This is a genomic window from Myroides sp. ZB35, assembly GCF_001865835.1.
Taxonomy (GTDB): Bacteria; Bacteroidota; Bacteroidia; order Flavobacteriales; family Flavobacteriaceae; genus Flavobacterium; species Flavobacterium odoratimimum.
The window spans coordinates 1,508,496-1,533,370 of record NZ_CP017769.1; the positions used below are offsets into that span (position 1 = coordinate 1,508,496).

Annotated in this window: 15 protein-coding genes and 3 tRNA genes; 6 read left to right on the top strand and 12 right to left on the bottom strand. The window is 38.0% G+C overall.

The window, feature by feature from the left end; all coding sequences use genetic code 11:
- Nucleotides 1–345: 345 nt before the first annotated feature.
- From metF to BK054_RS06905, 12 genes are all read right to left on the bottom strand, one after another.
- Nucleotides 346–1,305, bottom strand: coding sequence for a methylenetetrahydrofolate reductase [NAD(P)H] (metF, locus tag BK054_RS06845; RefSeq protein WP_006266178.1), 960 nt, complete (start codon nt 1,303–1,305; stop codon nt 346–348).
- Nucleotides 1,302–5,033 carry a methionine synthase gene (gene metH, locus BK054_RS06850; protein ID WP_071307138.1) on the bottom strand — a complete coding sequence of 1,244 codons (3,732 nt, stop codon included), beginning with the start codon at nt 5,031–5,033 and terminating at the stop codon, nt 1,302–1,304. Before metH ends, metF begins: the two co-directional genes overlap by 4 nt.
- A gap of 45 nt (nt 5,034–5,078) precedes the next feature.
- Nucleotides 5,079–6,272, bottom strand: a complete 1,194-nt coding sequence (locus BK054_RS06855) for a trans-sulfuration enzyme family protein (protein ID WP_006257607.1) — start codon at nt 6,270–6,272, stop codon at nt 5,079–5,081.
- A 758-nt stretch (nt 6,273–7,030) separates the two neighbouring features.
- Complete coding sequence (gene thrA / locus BK054_RS06865; protein ID WP_071307140.1) at nt 7,031–9,433, bottom strand: bifunctional aspartate kinase/homoserine dehydrogenase I; 2,403 nt, start codon at nt 9,431–9,433, stop codon at nt 7,031–7,033.
- A gap of 12 nt (nt 9,434–9,445) precedes the next feature.
- The gene (locus BK054_RS18570; protein WP_071307141.1) at nt 9,446–10,411 is read right to left on the bottom strand and encodes an alpha/beta fold hydrolase; all 966 of its coding nucleotides are present in this window, start codon (nt 10,409–10,411) and stop codon (nt 9,446–9,448) included.
- A gap of 16 nt (nt 10,412–10,427) precedes the next feature.
- On the bottom strand, nt 10,428–11,567 hold the full coding sequence (locus tag BK054_RS06875) for a trans-sulfuration enzyme family protein (RefSeq protein ID WP_071307142.1): 1,140 nt from the start codon (nt 11,565–11,567) through the stop codon (nt 10,428–10,430).
- A gap of 1 nt (nt 11,568) precedes the next feature.
- Nucleotides 11,569–12,843, bottom strand: a complete 1,275-nt coding sequence (locus BK054_RS06880; RefSeq protein ID WP_071307143.1) for an O-acetylhomoserine aminocarboxypropyltransferase/cysteine synthase family protein — start codon at nt 12,841–12,843, stop codon at nt 11,569–11,571.
- Between the two features lie 475 nt (nt 12,844–13,318).
- A complete protein-coding gene (locus tag BK054_RS06885) occupies nt 13,319–14,026 on the bottom strand; it encodes a tRNA1(Val) (adenine(37)-N6)-methyltransferase (RefSeq protein WP_006266183.1) in 708 nt (235 codons plus the stop codon).
- 92 nt (nt 14,027–14,118) lie between these two features.
- The gene (locus BK054_RS06890; RefSeq protein ID WP_071307144.1) at nt 14,119–14,874 is read right to left on the bottom strand and encodes a GLPGLI family protein; all 756 of its coding nucleotides are present in this window, start codon (nt 14,872–14,874) and stop codon (nt 14,119–14,121) included.
- Between the two features lie 281 nt (nt 14,875–15,155).
- The gene (locus tag BK054_RS06895; RefSeq protein ID WP_071307145.1) at nt 15,156–15,686 is read right to left on the bottom strand and encodes an adenylate kinase; all 531 of its coding nucleotides are present in this window, start codon (nt 15,684–15,686) and stop codon (nt 15,156–15,158) included.
- 64 nt (nt 15,687–15,750) lie between these two features.
- Nucleotides 15,751–16,281 carry a ribosome maturation factor RimM gene (gene rimM, locus BK054_RS06900; protein WP_006257597.1) on the bottom strand — a complete coding sequence of 177 codons (531 nt, stop codon included), beginning with the start codon at nt 16,279–16,281 and terminating at the stop codon, nt 15,751–15,753.
- Between the two features lie 12 nt (nt 16,282–16,293).
- Nucleotides 16,294–16,821 carry a 30S ribosomal protein S16 gene (locus BK054_RS06905; protein WP_006257596.1) on the bottom strand — a complete coding sequence of 176 codons (528 nt, stop codon included), beginning with the start codon at nt 16,819–16,821 and terminating at the stop codon, nt 16,294–16,296.
- A gap of 581 nt (nt 16,822–17,402) precedes the next feature.
- Here BK054_RS06905 and BK054_RS06910 point away from each other — a divergent pair.
- From BK054_RS06910 to BK054_RS06935, 6 genes are all read left to right on the top strand, one after another.
- Nucleotides 17,403–18,008, top strand: a complete 606-nt coding sequence (locus BK054_RS06910) for a hypothetical protein (RefSeq protein WP_071307146.1) — start codon at nt 17,403–17,405, stop codon at nt 18,006–18,008.
- A gap of 257 nt (nt 18,009–18,265) precedes the next feature.
- Entirely contained in the window at nt 18,266–22,792 is a 4,527-nt protein-coding gene (gene dnaE / locus BK054_RS06915) for a DNA polymerase III subunit alpha (protein ID WP_071307147.1), read from the top strand.
- A gap of 111 nt (nt 22,793–22,903) precedes the next feature.
- A complete protein-coding gene (trxA, locus tag BK054_RS06920; protein WP_006257591.1) occupies nt 22,904–23,221 on the top strand; it encodes a thioredoxin in 318 nt (105 codons plus the stop codon).
- 655 nt (nt 23,222–23,876) lie between these two features.
- Nucleotides 23,877–23,950: transfer RNA gene (locus BK054_RS06925), tRNA-Asp, on the top strand.
- A gap of 152 nt (nt 23,951–24,102) precedes the next feature.
- A tRNA-Asp gene (locus BK054_RS06930) sits at nt 24,103–24,179 on the top strand.
- Nucleotides 24,180–24,381: 202 nt separating this feature from the next.
- Nucleotides 24,382–24,458, top strand: a tRNA-Asp gene (locus BK054_RS06935).
- Nucleotides 24,459–24,875 lie beyond the last annotated feature (417 nt).

The following is a 24,875-nucleotide window of genomic DNA, read 5'->3' on the forward strand; positions in this document are numbered from 1 at the left end:
TTATTGTGCAACATTGATGGTAGATGTTTGTTGTGGTTACTGTGTTTGACACGCAAGATATGCTTCTCTACTTTATGTATGTTGTGGAGTTGTATGTGTAAATTTTATTGTGGTTACTGTGTTTGACACGCAAGATTTTGCGTCTCTACCTTATGTATCTTGTGGAGCTTTATACGTAAGTTCATTCTTCAGCATGATATAGATGGTTTGTTTTTTGTGGAGTTATGATTTGTATAAAAACATAAAACCTCTTGCCTTAAGACAAGAGGTTTATCACAACCAAAAAATTATAAATAACGAGCTTATTAGTTTGCGGTCTACAAATGGTCAACCGCTCCCTGTTCTCTAAACTGTTGCAAGCTTAATGATGTTCTTGATATTGTCAGATTTACCCATAGAGTAGTAATGTACTATTGGGGTTCCTGCTTCTATCAACTCTCTTGACTGCTGTGCGCACCATTCGATACCGATCTCGCGGATGGCAGTATTGTCTTTTGCTTTGAGTACCTCAGCAACCAAATCATCTGGTAAGTCAACTTTAAAACGTTGAGGTAATAGGTTGAGTTGGCTTAAGGTAGCTAAAGGCTTTAGTCCTGGGATAATCGGCACATCAATACCTATAGATCTACATTTATCTACGAAGGCGAAGAACTTACTGTTGTCAAAAAACATTTGCGTAACGATGTATTCTGCTCCGTTGTCTATCTTCTGCTTTAGGTATTTAAGATCTGTGTCAAAGTTAGGTGCTTCCATGTGTTTCTCAGGGTAACCTGCTACTCCAACACAGAAGTCAGTCTTACTGGTATTCTCAAGCTCTGGGTCTAAATAGATACCTTGGTTAAGTTCACTTATTTGGGTAACTAAATCAGAGGCATACTTATTTCCTTTAGGTTCAGGCTTAAAGTAAGTTTCGTTCTTCACAGCATCACCTCTAAGGGCTACAACATTATCAATACCTAAGAAATCAAGGTCTATGAGGAAGTTTTCGGTGTCTTCTTTGGTGAATCCTCCACATAAGATGTGCGGTATGGCGTCCAACTTGAATCTATTTTGGATAGCCGAACAAATGCCGACAGTTCCTGGCCTTTTTCTAACTGTTCTTTTTTCCCACAGTCCGTTGCCAGCTTCTTTGTACTCATATTCTTCTCGATGATACGTTACGTCTATGAAAGGAGGATCAAACTCCATTAGCGGTTCGATAGAGTCAAATATTCCTTGAATATTTTGTCCTTTTAAGGGAGGTAATATCTCAAAAGAGAATTGTGTTTTACCGTTTGCTTTTTGGATATGTTCTGTTACTTTCATGATTCGTTCGTCGTTAATTTATTATTTTGTGCTAAGTTGGGAGATAACCAACGTTCAGCTTCTTCTATTGATATATTTCTTCTATTGGCATAATCTTCTAATTGATCTTGTTCTATCTTACCTAACCCAAAGTATCTACTCTGTGGGTGGGCGAAGTAGTAACCAGATACTGCAGCAGCAGGGAACATCGCATAACTTTCTGTTAGACTAACACCTATTCGTTCTTCGACTTGTAGGAGTTTCCATATTGTACCTTTTTCTAAATGATCAGGACAAGCAGGATATCCTGGTGCAGGTCTGATACCTTGATACGCTTCTTTTATCAGTTCTTCATTACTAAGGCGTTCTGCAGAAGCATATCCCCATATTTCTTTGCGGACACGATGGTGTAGATATTCTGCAAAGGCTTCTACTAAACGATCTGCTAATGCCTTCACCATAATAGCGTTATAGTCATCAAGGTCGTCTTCGTATTCTTTTGCTATTTCATCTACTCCAAAACCTGTTGAGACTGCGAATAAACCAATGTAGTCTTCTAATCCACTTTCTTTTGGAGCAACAAAGTCCGCTAAGGCAATATTCGGAGCCTTGATATTCTTTAATGATTGTTGACGCAGTGTTAATAACTTATCTAATGTTTCTCCTTGTTCATTGTACACTTCGATATCATCATCATTAACTTGATTTGCAGGGAAAATACCTAAGACACCTCGTGCTTCGAACCAACGTTCATTAATAATCTTGTCTAACATAATCAAGGCATCATCATATACTTGTGTAGCTGTCTGCCCGACTACCTCATCTGTTAATATCTGAGGGAACTTACCATACAACTGCCAAGAACGGAAGAACGGTGCCCAATCTATAAATGGCAATAATTCGTCTAACTCTACTGTTACGGTTTTCGTACCGATAAAGTTGGGTTTAACAATGTCTTTAGCATCCCATTCTATCTTGACTTTGTTAGCTCTTGCTTGTTCTATTGTGATATAGCTTTTGTCTCTTGCTCTACCTAAGTAATCGCGTCTTAGCTGATCATATTCTTCTCTGATGTTATCTTTAAATGTTGCTTCAATTTCTTTTTGTAATAACTGATTAGCAATGGTAACTGAACGTGAGGCATCGTGTACATGTACAACACAATTCTTGTACTCTGGTGCTATCTTCACGGCTGTATGAACACGTGAAGTAGTTGCTCCACCAATCATGATTGGAATATTGCTATTGACCTTGTCTAATTCTTTAGCTAAGTGTACCATCTCGTCTAAAGAAGGTGTGATTAAACCACTTAGCCCAATGATATCCACTTGTTCTTTAATAGCTGTTTCAATAATCTTCTCAGGTGGAACCATTACCCCAAGGTCTATAATCTCATAGTTATTACAAGCCAATACCACAGCTACAATATTCTTACCGATGTCGTGTACATCTCCTCTCACAGTAGCCATAAGTATCTTACCAGCATTACCTACAGAGGCTTCTGCATTCTGTTTTTTACTTTCTTCAATAAACGGAAGTAGATAGGCTACAGCCTTCTTCATCACACGTGCAGACTTTACTACTTGTGGTAAGAACATCTTACCTGCTCCGAATAGGTCACCGACTACATTCATTCCATTCATTAGGTATTGTTCAATGACTTGGATAGGTTGAGGTACGCTTAGACGAGCTTCTTCTGTATCTTCTATGACATAAGTCTCTATTCCTTTTACTAATGCATGTGTTAGTCGGTCTTGGATACTACCTGAACGCCATTCTTCTACTTTGATTTCGGTTGATTGAATAGCACTTTCATTTTTAATACTTTCAGCAAAGTCTAATAGGCGTTCAGTCGCATCATCACGTCTATTTAGCAACACGTCTTCTACGTGTTCCATTAGATCCTTGTCTACCTCATCGTACACTTCTAACATCTCAGGATTCACTATACCCATATTCATACCGTGCTGTATTGCATGGTATAAGAAGGCTGCATGCATCGCTTCACGTACTTTATTATTCCCTCTAAACGAGAAAGAAACATTACTTACACCACCACTTACATTGGCGTAAGGAAGGTTCTCTCTAATCCATTTGGTGGCATTAAAGAAGTCCAAAGCATTGTTGTTGTGCTCTTCCATTCCTGTCGCAACAGGAAATATGTTAGGGTCAAAGATGATGTCCTGAGGTGCGAAGTTCACCTGGTTGACTAATATATCATAAGAACGTTGACAGATCTCTATACGTCTTTCTAAGGAATCTGCCTGTCCTTTTTCGTCGAATGCCATTACTACAGAGGCAGCTCCATAGCGTTTGATTAATTTAGCGTGTTCGATAAATAACTCTTCTCCCTCTTTTAGGCTGATAGAGTTCACAATCGCTTTACCTTGTACTACGCGTAGTCCTGCTTCGATAATCTCCCATTTAGAGCTATCAATCATAATAGGAACTTTCGCAATATCTGGTTCAGAGGCTATAAGATTAAGGAAGTTAGTCATACAGTGTACACCGTCTAACAGCCCTTCATCCATATTAATGTCTATAACCTGAGCACCACCCTCTACTTGTTCTCTTGCAACAGCTAAGGCTTCGTCGAATTTCTCTTCTTTAATCAAACGCAGGAACTTACGAGAACCTGTAACATTGGTACGCTCTCCTATGTTGATAAAGTTAGCCTCGGCAGTTACATATAGTGGTTCTAATCCAGATAAGGCAAGTACGGGCTTTAGGTTGAATTGCTTTGGTTGTCTATCTTTACTGTGTTCTGCTACTGCCTGAGCAATTAACTTAATATGCTCTGGTGTAGTACCACAACAACCTCCGATAATCTGTACCAAGTTTTGACTCAAGAAGCTATCGATTAGTTCTTTCATCTCTGTTGGTGTTTGGTCATATTCTCCAAAGGCATTTGGTAAACCAGCATTCGGGTGAGCAGAGATATTCACTGCTGCGTGTTGACTTAGTTGTTTTACATACGGTTCTAATTGTTCTGCTCCTAAAGCACAGTTAAACCCTATACTCAACAAAGGGATATGTGCTATAGAAATCAGAAAAGCCTCAACAGTCTGCCCTGACAAGGTACGCCCCGAAGCATCAGTTATCGTACCTGAAATCATAATCGGAATATCGATACCTCGTTCTGCTTGTATCTCGTCTATAGCGAATAAAGCTGCTTTAGCATTAAGTGTGTCGAATATAGTCTCGACTAATAGTAAGTCACATCCACCGTCTAATAATGCTTCTGCTTGTTGTTTATACGCTATGCGTAGTTCTTCAAAAGTAATGGCACGGTATTCTGGATTATTTACATCAGGAGATAAACTCGCTGTCTTATTCGTCGGACCAATAGCTCCTGCTACATAACGAGGTTTATTAGGGTCTAAGGCCTCTACTTCGTCTGCTACTTCTCGCGCTATCTTAGCCGATTGGTAGTTTAGTTCGTATACTATATCTTCAAGGTGATAATCTGCCATAGCAATGGTAGTACCCGAGAAGGTATTCGTAGATAAAATATCAGCTCCTGCCAAAAGATATTGTCTGTGTACTTCTTTTACAGCGTCAGGTTGAGTGATAGACAACAAGTCATTATTTCCTTTTAAAGGATGAGCAAAATCAGCAAAGCGCTCTCCTCTAAAGTCTTCTTCTGAGAATCGGTAAGCCTGAAGCATTGTACCCATTGCTCCATCGAGTACTAATGTTCTTTGTTTTAATAGGCTTCTGATATCAGTATGTATAAGTGTTGTTGACATAATTTTCTCTTTTAATCAATGTTTTTGAAGTGTCTTGAACTTGTTTTACTGTGCAGCAGTTAAAGCTTGTTCTAAGTCACGGATAATATCTTTTGTATTCTCTAAACCGACAGATAGACGTATCAGGTTGTCTGTAATACCTGTGGCTATTTTTTCTTCTGCAGGAACCTTACTATGTGTGGTAGAAGCAGGGTGGGTAACGATAGTTCTACTATCTCCTAGATTAGCAGTGCGACTACATAACTGTAAAGCATCTAAGAATGTTCTACCAGCATCCAGTCCTCCTTTAATCCCAAAGGCAATGATGTTGCCCCCTTGTTTCATTTGTTTTTTAGCAATTTCGTATTGTGGATGACTTGGCAAGAAAGGGTATTTGATAAACTCCACTGCTGGATGTTTTTCTAAATACTCGGCTATGGTCAAGGCATTCTCACAATGTCTATCTACTCGTATGGCTAATGTCTCTAAGCTCTTAGATAATACCCAAGCATTAAAAGGTGAGATACTAGCGCCTATGGTACGGGCAAACAGATATATCTTATGGATGTATTCTTTATATCCTACGGTCACTCCTCCACATGCTCTACCTTGCCCGTCAATTAACTTCGTAGCAGAGTGTACTACGATATGAGCTCCTAAGGTGATAGGGTTCTGTAGATAGGGTGTAGCGAAGGTATTGTCAACGATAAAAATAAGGTTGTGCTTCTTTGCTATCTCTCCTAAGTAAGCTAAGTCTAATACATCTACTCCTGGGTTAGTCGGGCTCTCTGCAAATAGTATCTTAGTGTTAGGTTTGATTAAACGCTCTACATCATATACTTGATTGAGGTCAAAGTAACTCGTCTCAACTCCCCACTCTGGAAAGGTATTACTGAATAACCCTCTCGTAGAACCAAAAATATTAGAACAAGAAACAATGTGGTCACCTGTTTTTAATAATGGGAACAAGCTACAGTACACAGCCGCCATACCTGTAGCAAAGGCAAAACCTGCTTCTGCTTTTTCGAATATACGTATCTTCTCAACCAGCTCTGTTTGGTTAGGGTTAGTAAAGCGAGAGTAAGAGTATTGTTGTATTTCTTCTGCAAATACAGCACGCATATTCTCTGCATCGTCAAAGACAAAGCTAGAGGTTAGGTATAGTGGTGTAGAGTGCTCATTGTATTGGGAGCGCTCTGTCTGTGTTCTTATGGCTTGTGTCTCAAAACAACAGCCTTCTTCATTGTTTCTTGTATTCATCTTTATTTAGTTTACGGTTCACAGTGGACAGTTAACGGTGTTAGTCTTTAGTTTTTGGGTAATAGTTATATATCAAATACAAATCAAAAGTAATCGCTTGTATAAAGTCTTTTTACATACTTGACTATTATGATCTAATATGATTATTATAGTATTAAATGGTAGCATAAAGTGGGACACTATAGCGGTTCACAGTTTTTGGTTTACAGTTCACAGATTTAATAAACTTGATGAACGTTGGGTGACACGGATAATAATCCGTCTCTACCTTGATATACTATGTGTACACAATGTCGAAGGCAAAAACAGTAAACTGCGCACCAAATTCGCAACAACGACTCTGTTTGCAGATTTAATAGACTTGATGAACCTTGGGTGACACGGATAATAATCCGTCTCTACATTTATATACTATGTGTACGCAATGCCGAAGGCAAGAACTGTTCACTGTCCACCAAATCCACAATATCAATTCAAGACAATGACTTCCTTGTTTACAGATTTAGTAAACTTGAAGAGCCTAGGGTGACACGGATAATAATCCGCCTCTACATTGGTATACTATGTGTACTCAATGCCGAAGGCAAAAAAATGTTTACTGTTCCCTAAATCCACAACAACGACTCTGTTTATAGATTTAATAAACTTGATGAACCTTGGGTGACACGGATGATAATCCGTCTCTACATTGATATACTATGTGTACACAATGCCGAAGGCAAGAACTGTTCACTGTCAACTGTCCACCGTTAACCAATTTATTTATCAGCTAATCTTAAGATATCTCCAAACACTCCGCGTGCCGTAACAGATGCTCCAGCTCCAGCTCCTTGGATAATGATAGGGTTGTCACCATAGCTCTCTGTATATATTTCGAATATACTGTCTGAACCTTTTAACTGTCCTAATGCTGAGCTAGTAGGTACTTTGATTAGCTTCGTTTCTAATACTCCTTTGTCTTCTTGTAAGTCACCTGATAGTTCTCCAACATAGCGAAGTACTGTATCTGGTGCTAAGCCTTGTTTTATCTTATCGAAATAAGGGTTTAGCTTCTCTAAACTGTTTAAGAACGTTGGTGTATCCACAGCTTGTAAGTCTGTTGGAATTAAGTTTTGGATATTAATCTCTTCGAACTCATTCTGTAGGTCTAACTCACGAGCTAGTATTAATAACTTACGTCCAACATCATTACCTGATAAGTCTTCACGAGGATCTGGCTCTGTATATCCTTTCTCTATCGCTTCTTTCAGTACTTCACTGAATGGTCTATCTTGGATAGAGTAGTTGTTGAAGATGTAGCTTAGACTTCCTGAGAACACTCCTTTTATCTTTGTGATATTTTCTCCTGATAAATGAAGTAGTTTAATCGTATCAATCAATGGTAAACCTGCACCTACGTTTGTCTCGTATAGATATTCTTTGTGGTTTGCCTTTAATGTTTGACGAAGCTCTTTGTAGAAGCTATAAGAGATGGTGTTTGCTATCTTATTTGATGAGATAAGGTCAAAACCATTCTCTACTAACGGAATATAATTCTTGATAAACTCGCCCGAAGCTGTATTATCTATCGCTATTAAGTTCTCTAAGTGGTTAGCATTCGCATAGTCGATTACTTCTTGGATATTATAAGCAACACTTTTTTCTTTTAGATCTTCTCTCCAGTTACAGTTAATACCTCCATCGTTTAGCAATACTTTTTTAGAGTTACCAATAGCGAAGATGTTAAGAGCTATATTCTTTTTGCCTTCTATAGATTGAGCTGAGTGTAAGATCTGGTCGATTAAAGTTCCTCCTACTAATCCGTGTCCAAATACAGCGATGTTTATCTTCTTCGCGATACCGAATATCTGTCCGTGGATGACATTTAATGCTTTCTTCGCTTCTTCTTTACGAACAACTAAGCTTACGTTCTTTCCTGTTACCGTATTGTTGAATAGAATAGGAACGATCTTATTCTTCACCAATGCAGCATAAGGCTTGTCAAATGTGCTTAGGTTTTGACCGATGATAGAGATCACTGCTATATCTCGAATGATAGAGATGCTGTTCACATCACGAGTATAGAAATCATTAGAGAACTCTCTATTTAGAGCTTCTGCTGCTTTATCAGCATCTTTCTCTTCTACGATAAAACCTAATCCACGTTCTGAAGAACCTTGAGAAATAACACCTACACTAATTCCTTCATTTGCTAATGCTGTAAATACACGAGCATCAACTCCTACGATACCTAATAACCCACGTCCTTCAAACTGTATTAAGGCAACATTAGACTGTACAGAAAGAGATTTGATTCCTTTAGCAGTAGTCTTGTTTGAGATTAATGTTCCTTTGTTATCTGGGTTTAATGTATTCAAGATACGCAGAGGTATATTGTTTTCTACTAGAGGTAATATCGTTTTAGCATGTAAGATAGAAGCTCCGAAGTTGGCTAACTCATTTGCTTCATCGAAGTGAAGTTCTTCTATCTTTTGAGCGTTCTTTACCCAATCAGGATTAGCAGTATAGATACCGTCTACGTGAGTATAGTTTTGCAATTCATCTGCTTGGATAAAATTAGCTAATAGAGCTGCTGAGTAGTTACTACCATTGCGACCTAGTGTAGTCGTTTCCCCTTTTTCAGTTGCACCGATAAATCCTGTTACTACTGCAATAGTCCCTTTGTCTAAGGTAGCAAAGTAAGCTTGTGTCTTCTTTTTCGATACTTCATCTAATGCTTGTGCACTACCGAAGTTGTTATCTGTGATAAAGAATTGACGGCTATCTACAGCAATAGCTTTTATCCCTTTGGCATTTAACTGAGCAGCTAATATCTTACTTGATATTAATTCTCCTTGTGCTAATACTTGGTCTTTAATTTTTAACCCGTAGTCTTCAATTAAAGAAACTCCTTCGTATAATTTGCTCAATACTTCTATTTCTGTATGTATATCTGCTTCATTGTGATATGCTCTGTTTTTGAACGCTTCAAAAGCAGTTGTATAATCTTGTTTAGTCTTTGCTAAGTCTAATATATTCTCTAAGGTATCTGTTGTATCTCCGATAGCAGAAACTACTATGGTAATAGGTCCTTCGTTTACCTTTTTCTTAATGATATTGATTACGTTGTCAAAAGCTTGCCCTGATGCAAGAGACTTTCCTCCAAACTTTACTATTTTCATGATGTGCTGATTTTAGAATAATGGTTTTAATAAATTGTTTAATTGTTCGTATTCAATTAAGAAGGCATCGTGGCCGTGTATTGATTGAATCTCTTGGTATGTAATGTGTTTGCAACAGTCCTTTAATAAAGCGACTGTCTGTTCTTGTTCTTTGTTTGTGAACATATAATCTGTATCTACTGCTATACAGTGTATCTGTGCACTTGTTAGTTGAGCAAAAGCCTTTAGACTATCTTGTGTCTGTTCTTGACCTATTGTTTTTAGCAGGTGATTCATTAGCTTGTAAGCTTGTAGCTTAAATCGACCTTCTAAAGTCTGCCCGTGATACTTAAGCCAACTCTCTATCGCATATTGGTTTTCACTTTCTTTATACCCATTGGCGAACTTCTGCTGGAGCGATGCAGGAGTGCGGTAGAGTAGCATAGCATGCATACGAGCGTCTTCTATCGGCTTTGATGAGTTGTTCAGTATGCTGTCTTGTACTAAGGCATTACCTATTAACCAATCTGATGCTTTACAACTTGTCGCAATAGGGATTAAATGATCTACTGCCGTAGGTCTTATAAAAGCTAACTCCCATGCGATACTTCCTCCTAAGCTTCCTCCGATGATCGCGTAAAGGTGACTTACGTGTAATCGGTCTAAGGCTTTCCAAAACACTTCAGCGATAACTTTAGTCGTTAGTGCTTTATAATCTTGGATGAGGTGTGTCTCTTGTTGGTTATAGCCATTCCCTGGAATGTCAAAAGCGATAACGGTGTATTTGTTGAGGTCTATTACTTTGTCATAACCCACTAAACTATTCCACCAGCCGTTGTCTCCAGCTACTTGACTATTCCCTGTCAAAGCATGGTTAACCAATACGATAGGAGCACTGTGTAAAGGTTGTCCCACCACCTGATAGGTGAAGTGAAAAGTATGTGTACTTCCGTTTGGTAGTGTGTGATTAGTGATTGTTATTTCTTGTAAGCGACTCATGGTATTCTATTGTTATTTATTGTGCTAATGCTTGTTTGATATCTTCTATTAAATCTTCTGTTTCTTCTAATCCTATAGATAGTCGTATTAGACTTTCTGTTATCCCAGCTTGTATTTTAGTCTCTTTAGGTACTGAGCCATGAGACATTTCAAAGGGATAATTGCTCAAGCTCTTTATACCTCCTAAACCTTCTGTTAGGGTAAAGAGTTTTAAACTCTGTATGACTTGTAAGGCAGCTTCTCTCGTATTCTCTTTTAGATCAAAGCTGATGACTCCTCCAAAATACTTTTGTTGCTTCTTAGCAAGCTCATGTCCTTCATGACTTTTTAATCCAGGATAATATATCTTGTCTATCTTTGGATGCGTGCTGAGGTATTCTGCAATCTGGATAGCATTCTCAGAGTAACCTTTATATCTCAACAAGAGTGTTTCAATGCCTCTGATGGTTAAGAAGCTATCGAAGGGACTTAGTATAGCTCCTGTTGAGTTTTGGTGAAACTTAATGACCTTTCCTATTTCTTCTGTTTTGGTTATTACTAATCCTGCTACTACATCAGAATGTCCTGCTATATACTTCGTAGCACTGTGTACCACGATATCAGCTCCTAAGTCTAGCGGCTTTTGTGCTATTGGGGTAGCGAAGGTGTTATCTACACATACCCAAACTTTGTGTTGTTTAGCGATACTCGTGATAACTTGTATATCTGATATACGCAGTGTAGGGTTAGTAGGACTTTCTATCCATATCAATTTTGTTTTGTCATTGATTGCTTTCTCTACATTAGCGGCTACTGTTGTATCTACATAATGAGTCTTGATTCCAAACTTTGCATACACCTCATTCAATAGCCTATAGGTGCCACCGTATATATTAGCTACTGCGATTACTTCATCTCCTTGACTCAGTGTTTTAAATACAGCATCTATTGCAGCAAGTCCACTTCCAAAGGCAAACCCCTTTGCGCCGTTCTCTAAAGAGGCAACTAATTCTTCAAGGGCTTGACGAGTAGGATTGTTGGTACGTGTGTAGTCAAATCCTTTGTTTACCCCTGGTGCTTCTTGAGCGAATGTCGTAGTCTGATAGATCGGTACGGCGATGGCTCCTGTGTGTGGGTCTATCGGAATATGTTTTAGTATATCTGTTTGGGTACTCATCTTATAATGTTTTAAATACGTTAGCTAAATCGGCTTTTAAATCTTCAATGTTTTCTATTCCTACTGACAGTCTGATTAAGTCAGGTGCTACCCCAGTTGCTTTCTGTTCAGCCACACTTAATTGTTGATGTGTAGTAGAAGCAGGGTGGATGATTAAGGACTTAGTATCTCCGATATTGGCAAGTAGTGAGAATAGTTTTGTCTCGTTCGCTACTGTCTTCGCTGCTTCAAATCCTTTTTTCAATCCGAATGTTACCACTCCACTTTGTCCTTTAGGTAAGTACTCTTTTGCTAAGTCGTGGTAAGGGCTTGATTTTAGTCCTGGATAGTTTACCCATGCTACAGCATCTTGTTTCTCTAACCACTCTGCTAATGCAAGAGCATTCTCACTGTGCTTTTGGATACGGATAGGTAATGTTTCTAATCCTTGGATGATTTGAAAAGCATTGAATGGGCTAAGTGCTGCACCTAAATCTCTTAATCCTTCTACTCTGATTTTGGCAATGAAAGCGGCATTACCTAATGCTTGGTGATATATTAGTCCGTGGTATCCTGGTGATGGTTCTGTGAACTCTGGGAATCTACCACTTGACCAATCAAATGTCCCTGCATCGATAATCGCTCCACCTAGAGAAGTCCCGTTACCTGTGATATACTTAGTCAGCGAGTGTACTACGATATTAGCTCCATATTCGATAGGGTTAAGTAGAGCAGGAGAGGCAACAGTGTTATCTACGATGAAAGGTATCTTAAACTCCTGTGCAATCTTCGCTACTGCTTTTAGGTTAATGATGTCTAACTTAGGATTACCTAAACTCTCTACGAATATTGCTTTTGTGTTCTCTTGAATATTTATTCTGAAGTTCTCTACATCAGATGGATCTACGAAAGTGGTGTTGATACCGAACCTTGGAAGAGTAACATTAAATAAGTTGTAAGTCCCTCCGTATAAGCTATTAGATGATACGATATGGTCTCCTGCTTTTAATAATGTTAAGAACGTTGTAGAGATAGCAGATGCTCCTGATGCTGTTACTACTGCTCCGATACCTCCCTCAAGTGCAGCTAAGCGTTGTTCTAAGATATCGTTAGTAGGGTTGTTTAATCTTGTATAGATATACGCTGGGATAGACAGGTTAAAAGCTCCTGCTGCATGATCAGCATTTTCGAATACATACGATGATGTCTGATAGATAGGCACTGCTCTTGTTCCTGCTGTAGATTGTACATTGTGTCCTGCGTGTAATGCTTGTGTTGAAAAATTTAGATTGCTCATGGTTATATTTTTTTAATGTTTTAGTTACTTTTTTTGTTTTCTCAGTACTTAACCCTGCTGAGTAAAGGGCATAAAAAAAGTCCTTTCGGCATTGCCAAAAGGACTTCAAGTATTTTAATCTCTTTGTTTAGATTATAACTAACTCGTTGACTTTAGGCAATAGGGCGTCGTGAACATCATCATGTTCATCATCATCATTGCCATCATCATTGTGTTAGTATTGAAAATCATGGTATTTATATTTATCTAATTATATACTGTTTGGTTTGGTGTAAAAATAAAGCCCTCGCTATTGCAAGGGCTTTATATATGTTATTTAGAATTTAAGTTTATGCAAATAACAAGCCCTGCGGATTTCTCCACATCATCATTGTCATCATCATTGTATAAACTGTATTCATTTTTTCTTCTTTGTTTTCGTTGGTACAAATATCATTAATTTATTTTGGAATAAACAAAATAAAAGTAACTTTTTTTATAATTTTAAATAAAAATCTCTCACAAGTGCCTCAAATGCTGGAGTGTACTGATGTCTCTCTACTTCGATAGTTAGCTCATCTAAGGGGATTTTCTCCACTAATTGACGTGAAAAAGCAATTAAGCTACGTTTGATTTCAGCTTGTTCGTTCCCTCGAACGCGAGTTACCTTGAATGGATAGATACCAAACTCGGCTGCTAATCTCATCAGTGTCTCTTCTTCTTTGGCTGGAATAATTACACTAAAGACACCTTTCTCAGACAAGAAATATTCTACCGCCTCAATTAATAAATCAAAAGGCATCGCATCCTGAAAACGAGCAGTATCTCTCTGCTTATCATTCGTGTGATAATCTTCACTATAGAAGGGAGGATTAGAGATAATTAGATCATATTCTTCTTCCATCTCATTAGCGAAGGTCTCTAAATCGGCATGGTAACAGAATAGTCTATCACCCCAAGGGCTGTTCTCAAAGTTCTCTACAGCTTGCTCATGTGCGTTTTCGTCTATTTCTACTCCATCTATCTGCTCTGCACCTGTACGCTGCGCCATCATTAAGGCTAATAGTCCTGTGCCTGATCCTATGTCTAACACATTGTAAGGATTATTGTCTATCGGTGTCCATGCTCCTAATAGTACTCCATCCGTACCTACCTTCATCGCACATTTATCCTGCTGTATCGTAAACTGTTTAAATTGAAACATCTTGCTTAGTCTTTTTGCAAAAGTACAAAAAGGACGTTTAGCGACCTAATGTATAGCTGTACAGAAGTGTAAGGTAGAATAAAAGATTTAAGTTAAAAATCACGTTCAATAGGGTTCTCACTGTCACCTACTTTTCTATTGAAATATTCAGCAGTAACTTTGTCCAGGACAGTACCTTTTTCTTCTAATAGTTGTGCATACGTTTTACTAGCCGCTACTTTACGTGCTTTATTTGTCTGGTCTTTCGAATATTTTGCATACTTATCATCAGTGACAATATCCCATGAAGTAGATACTTTCTGACTGTCAAGTAGTTCAAAAACAAAGTGATTCTCACTATCCCAAGCCTTCACTACGAAGCCTGGTAGATTAATGAATTTATAAGGTCCACTCTGTACAGGTATATCTTGGATGAATAGCACTGTCCATGCTCTACCACCATAAGTAGCAGTTGCTTCTTGTACCTTATAGTTATTCCAGTCTTTAACCTCAGGAAGTATAGTCCACTTTATACTATTCTTATCTTCCTCATAATAGCTCAGGTCTAATCCTATCTTATCATAGAACGAAGTATTAGTTCCATCAGCATATACAGTCCATTTAAAGGTAGCTTGATTTCCCTTCTCAGGGTTGTCTGTTTTTTGAGAGGTTACAAAACTATAGTTCATCAGATCTGTAAATCTAGATTCTTTATCTTTTATATCAAGTATAGCATTACCATCACGGACAAGCTTTTTAGACCCATTGGCAATACTCGTTTTATAACTGTATCTCATCACTTCTACTTCAGAGGTATTCTGAGCAAAAGAAGAGGTCATAATCAATAATAAAAATAGATACTTTTTCATAATTGTGGTTTTTATGAATCTAATATAATTCTTTTATTTAACTTATATACAGATTATTAATTATGTTTTGAGGTCTTTTATTTGTGCTGTTGATAAAAAATTAGAATATATTTTTTAAAATGATTAAGCGTAATTTATAGTCAAGGAATAACCAAAAGGGGAGGTAGAGGCTTGAAAGAACCTTGGAAAGAATAAAGAGATAATGTGGAAAGTAAGTTATAGGTATTATAAAGGGTATAAATGAATTTTAAATCAATTTAACAACTATCAGAATAGATTATTTACAATCCCCACATTCTATACCACTTCATCAGTTCTTTAAAACTTCTGATATGGATGAAGGTAGCGGAACTATTATTAATCAGATCTACATACTTAGGGCTTTTCTTAGGAGCTTCGAATAAGATATACTTGACCATTTTCATACTGAATTGACTCTTGGCACCATCTAAGTTGCCAGGGCGAGTATCTCTATGCGTGATACTGCGCTTTATATATCTATACAGTGCTCCGATAGGAGAGAAGTCTAACCAGATAATACAGGTAGCCTCTTTAAATCGCTCAGGCATTAAGAAGCTATAGTTGCCTTCTATCACCCAGTCTGTATGATCCGTTAAGAATGCCTGATGATCAGCTGTCATAAGCGCTTTGTCACGAGGTGTCCAGTCTGTATTAGGGATATGTGCTATCTGATCTAAATGCAGGATATTTAGATTCAGTTTCTTCCCTAAAGCTTGTGCTAGAGTAGACTTTCCAGAGGAGCTAAGTCCAATGATGCAGATGCGATTACCTAAGTCATGTAGTGCTACCATAATCGACAAATATAAAAACAAAAAACCTCGAAACAAGTGTCTCGAGGTTGTATTGTATGATGTATTATCTACCTAAATAAATATCTAATAACCCAACAGGTACATTAAGATATAACTTCTTATTCTCACGATCTACTTTATGGATAAGTTCATCTATCATCGGAACTAATATTTCGGTTCCGTTAAAGTCTATCTCGAATAGAGGTTGATAATTACTATCGTTTACTCTTTTTAGTTGACCTATTTCACCTTCGTTAGTATCTATTACATCGAAACCAGTGATTTCGTGGTAGTAGAATTTGTTTCCTTCTAGTTTAGGAAGCATCGTCAGTGGTAGGTATATCTCTGATCCGACTAATCGGTCGGCATCTTCTTCAGAGTTAGACTCCTCGAATTTAACTCTTAAAAAATCGCTTTTATGTAATGAAGCTTGTTCCATAAAAAAAGGAACCAGTTGTCCGTCGAAGTCGACGAACACTGATTCCAAGTTTTCGTATAACTCAGGTTCATCGGTGTCTAAATAAATAAGCACCTCCCCTTTAAAGCTAAATTTCTTTGCGATTTTGCCTAAATAGAAACAATCCTTTTTACGCATATCGCTAGTAAATTATGCTTGAGTTTCTTCGTTGCTTTCTTCAGTTGCTTCAGCAGTTTCTTCTGCAGGAGCAGCTTGTGCTTCAGCAGCTTTAGCTTGAGCAGCAGCAGCACGCTTAGCGTTTACTTCTTTCTCAGCAGCTAATCTAGCAGCTTTGTCAGCAGCTTTAGAAGAAGATAATCCTTCTTTCTTAGCGTTGATTTTAGCAGCTTTTTCTTCTAACCAAGCAGCGAATTTCGCGTCAGCTTGCTCTTGAGTTAAAGCTCCTTTTTTAACTCCACCTTGTAAGTGGTGTTTTAACATTGCTCCTTTGTAAGAAAGTAATGTTCTAGCAGTATCTGTAGGTTGAGCACCGTTGAATAACCATTTAACAGCAGCATCAACATCTAATTCTACAGTTGCAGGGTTAGTATTAGGATTGTAAGTTCCGATTTTCTCTAAGAATTTACCATCTCTTTTAGCGCGTGCATCAGCAGCTACTACCCAGTAAAAAGGTTTTCCTTTTTTACCGTGTCTTTGTAATCTAATTTTTACAGACATAATTAATTTAATTAGTTGAGGTACCCGACCTCGGTTCAAAATTGAGGTGCAAAGATAATATTTATTTTGAAGTGATTCGTTAATATATTGATTTTTTTTATTTTCTATCTATCTGACACACTGTGTGTTCTATGACGTAATTAAATCAATTCTCTTCTACTATTCTAAACTGAGCTAGTCTGTAGATCATTCGGGTAGAGAATTAGAACGCTTCGGTAAACCTTTCTTTACCCTAAGTAAATACTGGTTATTTCCGAATGGTATCCGAAGGAATTAGTATAGAATTATCCTTGTTGTTTGATGGTGAGGTGGTTAGGGTAGGAGTGTGTCTTCATTATTGTGCAAAAAGGGAATATTGAGGCATTAGTGTCATAAGAGGGCAGATAAATATAGTTATGAAGAAGGGATATTATAGTGAAGTATTAATGAAATTAGGTGGGTAAACTAACTTTAAAGGCAATTACTTTTAGTAAATTACGGAGAGAATACAAAAGTTAATATTATATTAAAATAAAGCTTTTTTGTGTGGTTAAAATACTATATTTTTGTATTTGCTGTTATTAAAGAAGATAGTTAAAAATATGAAAAAGGTTATAGGGATAGTTTTGATGGTATTAGGGTTAGGATTCATCGCATGTGAGAATGAGACGAAGACTGCTGATCCGAGTATTATTGCGATGGTTAATAATGAAGAATTTACAACTGGAGTGAAATTCGAAACATGGAGACCTCAGTATACTGACTTAAGAGTGGCTAATGAGAATATACTGTATCTAAAGGCAGAAACGGATACAACGATGTTTACCTTAAGAGTTCCTTATGCTTTCTCGGACGTACCTGAAGAAAGAACATTTGCTTTTGGGGATGTAGTGCCAGTAGATGTGTCTGACCTAAAGACAGCTTTCGCACAGTATATCGTTTATGATAAAGTAACTAAAGTGCCTATCGCTATCTATAAAACAGCGAATAATATCACTAATACTGGTGAATTTACGTTTGCGGATAAGGATAGTCAAGTGCCTGGAATGGTCACTGCAGAGTTCTTTGCGAATATGAAGAAAGATACTATGCCAGGGTTTTATAAATTAACTACGAAACAGAAAGAGTACTATAAGAATACACTTAGGGATATGAAGTCTTTCCAAGATGGTGTGGTGTATAAAATGTCTGTGAGCGTAGGTAAATAATTACGAATTATTAATTACGAATTACGAATTTTTGCCTTCGGCATTGTGAGATATATAAGACTGCTCTTTATGAGTGGTCTTTTTTATATACTTTATGTATTCAAGTCTATGACAATGTACAGAACAACATAAATACAACATCACGACATCACAAAAACACAAAAGAACGACATCACAGCATCACTTCGTGAAAGTTTTGTAACTTTGTTTTTTACACTATTCTACCTTATTTAAGGTTAAAACTCTTATAATCAAGTATGTATTTAATTTTTGATACCGAAACCACAGGGCTTCCTAAAAGTTGGCAGGCGCCCATTACCGATACTGATAACTGGCCTCGATGTATACAGATCGCTTGGCAGTTACACGATGAGTATGGTAAGCTGATAGAGCATCAAGATTATCTGATTAAGCCAGAAGGATTTAATATTCCTTATGATGCAGAGCGCATACATGGTATCTCAACAGAATTAGCAGAGCAAGATGGTATTTCTCTAATGGAAGCATTGGAGAAGTTTAATATTGCACTGTCTAAGACTAAGTTTATCGTCGGTCAGAATGCTGGGTTTGACGTGAATATTATGGGATGTGAGTTTTATCGTAAGGGGGTGAATAGTATTATGTCAGAGCTACCTGTACTGGATACGTGTACAGAGGTGACGGCTGAGATGCTAAAGCTACCTGGAGGTAGAGGAGGTAGATATAAGCTTCCTACATTGACAGAGCTGCATACATTCTTATTTGGTGAGAAGTTCGCTGAGGCACATAATGCTACTGCTGACGTGGAGGCGACTACTCGATGTTTCTTAGAGTTAATCAAGCATGGAACATTCTCTACTCAAGAGTTACAGCAGGATGAGGAGTATATCGTGCGTTACCGCGAGGCTAACCCTCAGCCATTTCAGCTGATTGGTCTTAAACATATTAACTTAAAGAAGGCGTCTGAAGAGATTCGCAAGCGACTGGCAAAACTAGAAGGAGGAGCATCTGAAGAAGTGTCTGATCACGAGAAAGAATTATTAGATCAGGCGAACTTCGCACACTTACACGTGCATACACAGTTCTCTATCTTACAGTCTACGATAGCGATTAATAATCTAGTGAAGAAGGCTGGTGACTGTGATATGTCTGCTGTAGCGATGACGGATCACGGTAATATGATGGGAGCATTCCACTTCGTGATGGCTGTGAATAACCATAATAAGGGGATAGAGGCTAAGAATAAAGAGCGCGCTGAGAATGGAGAGGAACCATTACAGACACTGACACCTATCGTGGGATGTGAGTTCTTTATCTGTGAGAATCATACGGATAAGACTAAAAAAGACAATGGATATCAAGTAGTATTACTTGCTAAAAATAAAAATGGGTATCACAATCTAGCGAAGATGGCTTCTATCGCTTATACAGACGGGTTCTACTATGTACCTCGTATCGATAAGCAGGTGGTAGAGCAGTATAAAGAAGATGTGATGGTACTGACGGGTAACTTATATGGGGAGGTACCTGGTAAGATATTAAACGTAGGTGAACGCCAAGCTGAAGAAGCCCTACTATGGTGGAAAGAGCAGTTCGGCGAGGATCTATACGTAGAGTTGATGCGACATAATCAAGAGGATGAGAATCGCGTGAACAAGGCATTGATAGAGCTAGCACGTAAACACGATGTGAAACTGATAGCGACTAATAATGCTTATTATTTAGATAAAAAAGATGCGAATGCACACGACATTCTATTGTGTGTGAAGGATGGTGAGAAGCAGTCTACTCCTATCGGTAGAGGTAGAGGCTATAGATATGGTCTTCCTAATCAGGAGTACTACTTTAAGTCTACTGAGGAGATGAAGGAGCTGTTCTCAGACTTGCCCGATGCTATCTATAATATACAAGAGGTAGTGGATAAGGTGGAGCCATTCGTGCTGCACCGCGATGTATTACTACCTAAGTTCGATATACCAGAGGAATTTCAAGATGCGCGAGATTTAGAAGGAGATGGAAGTGGTAAACGCGGAGAGAATAACTTCTTAAGACACCTTACTTATAAAGGGGCAGAGGCGAGATATCCTGAGGTGACAGAGGAGATCCGAGAGCGACTAGACTTCGAACTAGCGACTATCGAGAGAACTGGGTATCCTGGTTATTTCTTGATTGTACAAGACTTTATCGCAGCAGCGAGAGAGATGGGAGTGTCTGTAGGTCCTGGTCGTGGTTCGGCTGCGGGTTCGGCTGTGGCATACTGTCTAGGAATTACGAATCTAGATCCTATCGAGTATGATTTGCTTTTTGAGCGTTTCCTTAACCCTGACCGTGTATCGATGCCCGATATCGATATTGACTTCGATGATGAAGGTCGTGGTCGTGTAATGGATTATGTAATCAATAAATATGGAGCTAATCAGGTAGCACAGATTATCACGTATGGTAAGATGGCGACTAAGTCTGCGATTAGAGATACGGCTAGGGTGTTAGACTTACCGTTATTCGAGGCAGATAGAATCGCGAAGCTTATCCCAGGTATGATGCCATCTAAGTGGAATCTGAATCGATTCTTAACAGAGGATGAGAACGCTATAAAAGGAGTGCTTCGATCAGAAGAATTTGATAAAGTAAAAGAATTAATAGCCTTAGCTCAAGAGGGATCATTAGCTGCAGAAACTATACAGCAAGCTAAGATACTAGAAGGGTCAATGCGTAATACGGGTATTCATGCCTGTGGGGTAATTATTACTCCTGATGATATTACGAAGTTCGTTCCAGTAACTCTAGCTAAAGACTCAGACTTATATGTAACGCAGTTCGACAACTCGGTAGCAGAGAGTGCAGGTCTACTAAAGATGGACTTCTTAGGGTTAAAAACATTAACCCTTATTAAGGACACGATTAAACTAGTGAAGTATCGTACAGGTATAGATATAGACCCAGATAAGATACCTATCGATGATGTGAAGACCTACGAGCTGTTCCAGAGAGGTGAGACTATCGGGGTGTTTCAGTACGAGTCTGCAGGTATGCAGAAGTATATGCGTGAACTGAAGCCTACTGTATTTGCCGATCTGATAGCGATGAATGCACTGTATCGTCCAGGGCCACTAGAGTATATCCCTTCGTTTATTCGTCGTAAGAATGGGGAAGAGCCTATCGTATATGATTTAGATGCATGTGAAGAATACTTACAGGAGACGTACGGTATTACGGTATATCAAGAGCAGGTGATGCTTCTGTCGCAGAAGTTGGCTGGATTCACTAAAGGTGAGGCTGATGTACTGCGTAAGGCGATGGGTAAGAAACAGAAGGATGTACTAGATAAGATGAAGCCAAAGTTCGTAGAGCAGGCTTCTGCTAAAGGACATGATGCTACTACACTAGAGAAGATATGGAAAGACTGGGAAGCCTTTGCTTCTTATGCGTTTAACAAGTCTCACTCGACCTGCTATGCATGGATAGCGTATCAGACAGCGTATCTGAAGGCACACTATCCTGCGGAGTATATGGCGGCTGTACTGTCTAATAATATGAATGATATCAAGTCGGTTACCTTCTTCATGGAAGAGTGTAAGCGCATGGGACTACAAGTATTAGGACCTGATGTGAATGAGTCATTCTACAAGTTTACAGTAAATGATAACTATGAGATTCGCTTCGGTATGGGAGCAATTAAAGGAGTAGGACAAGGGGCTGTAAATACTATCGTAGAGAATAGAAAAGATGGGTTATACACCTCAGTATTCGATCTATCGAAGAGAATAGACCTTAGATCTGCTAATAAGAAAGCTTTTGAGAATCTTGCTTTAGCAGGAGGTTTTGACTGTTTTAAAAACACACATAGAGCACAGTACTTCCACACAGACCCAAGTGATAATATCGTGTTCTTAGAGAAAGCTATACGCTATGGGGCTAAGTCTCAGGAGAACGATAATTCTTCTCAGTTTAGTCTATTTGGGGAGAGTAGTGAAGTACAAATACCTGAGCCTTTATTACCTATCTGTGAGGAATGGAGTACGATGGAGAAGTTGGCGAAGGAGAAAGAGGTAGTAGGGATTTATATCTCAGGACATCCCTTAGATGACTTTAAGTTTGAGATGAGATATTTCTGTAATGTGAAGGTAGAGGAGTTGACAGACTTAAATCCTTTCACAGGGCGCAATTTGATGTTCGGAGGAATGATTAGTGATGTACAGTTCCGTACTTCTGCTAAAGGGAAAGATTGGGCTATGTTTACTATAGAAGGTTATGACGAGAGCTTTGAGTTCAGAATGTTCAATGAGGAGTTCTTGAAGTTTAGACATTTCTTATTAAACAATACATTTGTATACATTAAGATATTAGTTAAGGATGGTTGGGTAAATAAAGATACAGGAGAGAAGAGCGAGCCTCGTATTCAGTTTTTGGAAATGAAGTTATTACATGAAGTAATCCCTACTTATGCTAAGAAACTTACTGTAGTGATGAACGTAAAAGATGTGGCTTCTAGGCAAGCGGAGTTAATCAAAGATGCTTTTAGTAGATATCAAGGGGATAGCTTTGTAAACTTCGAGGTACTAGAGGTAGAACGAATAGAGAAAGAAGCTACTCCTGTAGCAGTGCCACAGCTAAGAATGAATGAAGGAGATGAAGAGGATGGTGCTAGTGAAAGCTTTGATATGGATGAGCCTATAGCGGTGGATGTACCAGAGTTTAGAGTAGTGAATAGATTAGAGTTTACCAGTCGCAATAGTAGAGTGAATATCACAGCAGAATTACTAGAAGAACTGGAAGCCTTACAAGTAGATTTTAAATTAAACTAGTAAAAGCAATATTATTTGATAATGGTTTTATAGATAAAAAAAATTGTATGTAGGTCGATTACTATAATAATTTTATTAAGTTTGTTGGTATAATATAAAAAGCAAAGAATAATGGCATTAGAAATAACAGATGCTACTTTCGAGGAAGTAGTATTAAAATCAGACAAACCCGTAGTGGTTGACTTTTGGGCAGTATGGTGTGGACCTTGTAAAATGTTAGGGCCAGTAATCGAAGAGATCAGCTCAGAATACGAAGGAAAAGCTGTAGTAGGTAAAGTAGATGTTGATGCAAATCAAGAATTCGCTGCTAAATTCGGTATTAGAAATATCCCTACTGTATTAGTATTCAAAGATGGTGAAGTAGTACAACGTCAAGTAGGTGTTGCACCTAAGAAAACTTATGTAGATTTCATTGAAGGATTATTATAATCCTCGATATATATAGTATTAAGGAAGACTCTCAGTAATGAGGGTCTTTTTTTTTGACTTTATTCTAGAGAAGTGAGTATAGTGTCACAATAGTTGCGACCATAATAGGGCAAAATAATGCAGAAGTGATTATAATAAGCAGTATGTAAGATAAAGAATGTATGATCGTGTAGTTTTGTCAGTGAATTATAGTTCATAGGTTCTTTGACATATTGTATTAATAAGAGAGTAATAATGTTAGGAATGGCTCTTTTATGGAGGAGAGGATTACTCAGTTTTTTGTTTTAAGAGTAGAAAAGCGAGTTGTCAGATAGGAGATATTGTATTTTCTGGTTTGTAAATCGTTGGTGATTGTTGTGTTTTTTGATTTGATGGCTTGTTTTTTTAAATAATCACAATACTTTTTTAGAGAAAAACAGGAGATTATAAGAGGTGCTGATGCTAAATAGTACGTGGAATTAGTATGATTTTTGTTGTTTATGAAAAGAGCAGAGAATATGGAGTAAAAAAAATGAAAAAAAGTTTGTGTTTTATATTGTTGATACTCAGTTTTATCAAATTTAATAAGGAGAAAAGTTTGAATTTTTTTAAAAGTACATTTGGTACTGTAGAAAATGGTTGTATATTTGCATCGCATTAAAGCAATAACGACGAAGGTTTGGTAGTTCAGTTGGTTAGAATACATGCCTGTCACGCATGGGGTCGCGGGTTCGAGTCCCGTCCAGACCGCAAAAGGGGAGACTAGCATCTCTTGAAATATAGAGATGCTTTTTTATCCACTCTTCGTTAAAAAATAAAAACTTTAAAAAAAGTTTGGAAGTTTTAAAAAAAGAGTTACCTTTGTCGCCGTTAAAGAATTAAGCTTTAATACAAAAAACACTGGTTTGGTAGTTCAGTTGGTTAGAATACATGCCTGTCACGCATGGGGTCGCGGGTTCGAGTCCCGTCCAGACCGCCAGTTAAAAGGAGCCTCTCACAACGTGGGACGGCTTTTTTTGCCCTCTAAAGTTTTTTAGGGAGCTAAAGATTAGTTGTGTTGTTAAGTGCGAAAGCACTAAAGGTTTAGTAGTTAGACCAATGAAAAGCTTTCCTAGTGCGGGAGAGCTTTTTTTAATCAACTGTTGACTTTTGATAATAACACGTAGAAAATATTGAATATTGGTTTGGTAGTTCAGTTGGTTAGAATACATGCCTGTCACGCATGGGGTCGCGGGTTCGAGTCCCGTCCAGACCGCCAATAAAAAAGAGCCTCTCATGAAGTTGGGAGGTTTTTTTTGGCCTCTAAATGTTTAACATTAGAGGAGCTAAAAATAGTTGTGTTGTTAAGTGCGAAAGCACTAAAGGTTTAGTAGTTAGACCAATGAAAAGCTTTCCTAGTGCGGGAGAGCTTTTTTGTTATTATATCCTTATCTGTATTGGTCTCTATTACGATATTTAAAAATTCTTAAGGCTACCTTTAAAAGGTTATTCTGGATATAATCATCTTTGACAAATATATAATCCATATAGATGGCGTTAGGATGTGGCACTGTTACATAAGGTGTACACTTGGTAAAACCATATTCTCTATAGATAGCGTTCTGGCCCTGTTGCGCTTTACTAGTAGTTACATAAATTCTCTTGTAGTTTAGTGATTCTATATGGGATCAGTGAC

Coding starts and splice junctions, on each gene's coding strand:
- metF (WP_006266178.1), bottom strand. CDS start 1,305: ATGAAAGTAACAGAACATATCCAAAAAGCAAACGGTAAAACACAATTC.
- metH (WP_071307138.1), bottom strand. CDS start 5,033: ATGTCAACAACACTTATACATACTGATATCAGAAGCCTATTAAAACAA.
- BK054_RS06855 (WP_006257607.1), bottom strand. CDS start 6,272: ATGAATACAAGAAACAATGAAGAAGGCTGTTGTTTTGAGACACAAGCC.
- thrA (WP_071307140.1), bottom strand. CDS start 9,433: ATGAAAATAGTAAAGTTTGGAGGAAAGTCTCTTGCATCAGGGCAAGCT.
- BK054_RS18570 (WP_071307141.1), bottom strand. CDS start 10,411: ATGAGTCGCTTACAAGAAATAACAATCACTAATCACACACTACCAAAC.
- BK054_RS06875 (WP_071307142.1), bottom strand. CDS start 11,567: ATGAGTACCCAAACAGATATACTAAAACATATTCCGATAGACCCACAC.
- BK054_RS06880 (WP_071307143.1), bottom strand. CDS start 12,843: ATGAGCAATCTAAATTTTTCAACACAAGCATTACACGCAGGACACAAT.
- BK054_RS06885 (WP_006266183.1), bottom strand. CDS start 14,026: ATGTTTCAATTTAAACAGTTTACGATACAGCAGGATAAATGTGCGATG.
- BK054_RS06890 (WP_071307144.1), bottom strand. CDS start 14,874: ATGAAAAAGTATCTATTTTTATTATTGATTATGACCTCTTCTTTTGCT.
- BK054_RS06895 (WP_071307145.1), bottom strand. CDS start 15,686: ATGGTAGCACTACATGACTTAGGTAATCGCATCTGCATCATTGGACTT.
- rimM (WP_006257597.1), bottom strand. CDS start 16,281: ATGCGTAAAAAGGATTGTTTCTATTTAGGCAAAATCGCAAAGAAATTT.
- BK054_RS06905 (WP_006257596.1), bottom strand. CDS start 16,821: ATGTCTGTAAAAATTAGATTACAAAGACACGGTAAAAAAGGAAAACCT.
- BK054_RS06910 (WP_071307146.1), top strand. CDS start 17,403: ATGAAAAAGGTTATAGGGATAGTTTTGATGGTATTAGGGTTAGGATTC.
- dnaE (WP_071307147.1), top strand. CDS start 18,266: ATGTATTTAATTTTTGATACCGAAACCACAGGGCTTCCTAAAAGTTGG.
- trxA (WP_006257591.1), top strand. CDS start 22,904: ATGGCATTAGAAATAACAGATGCTACTTTCGAGGAAGTAGTATTAAAA.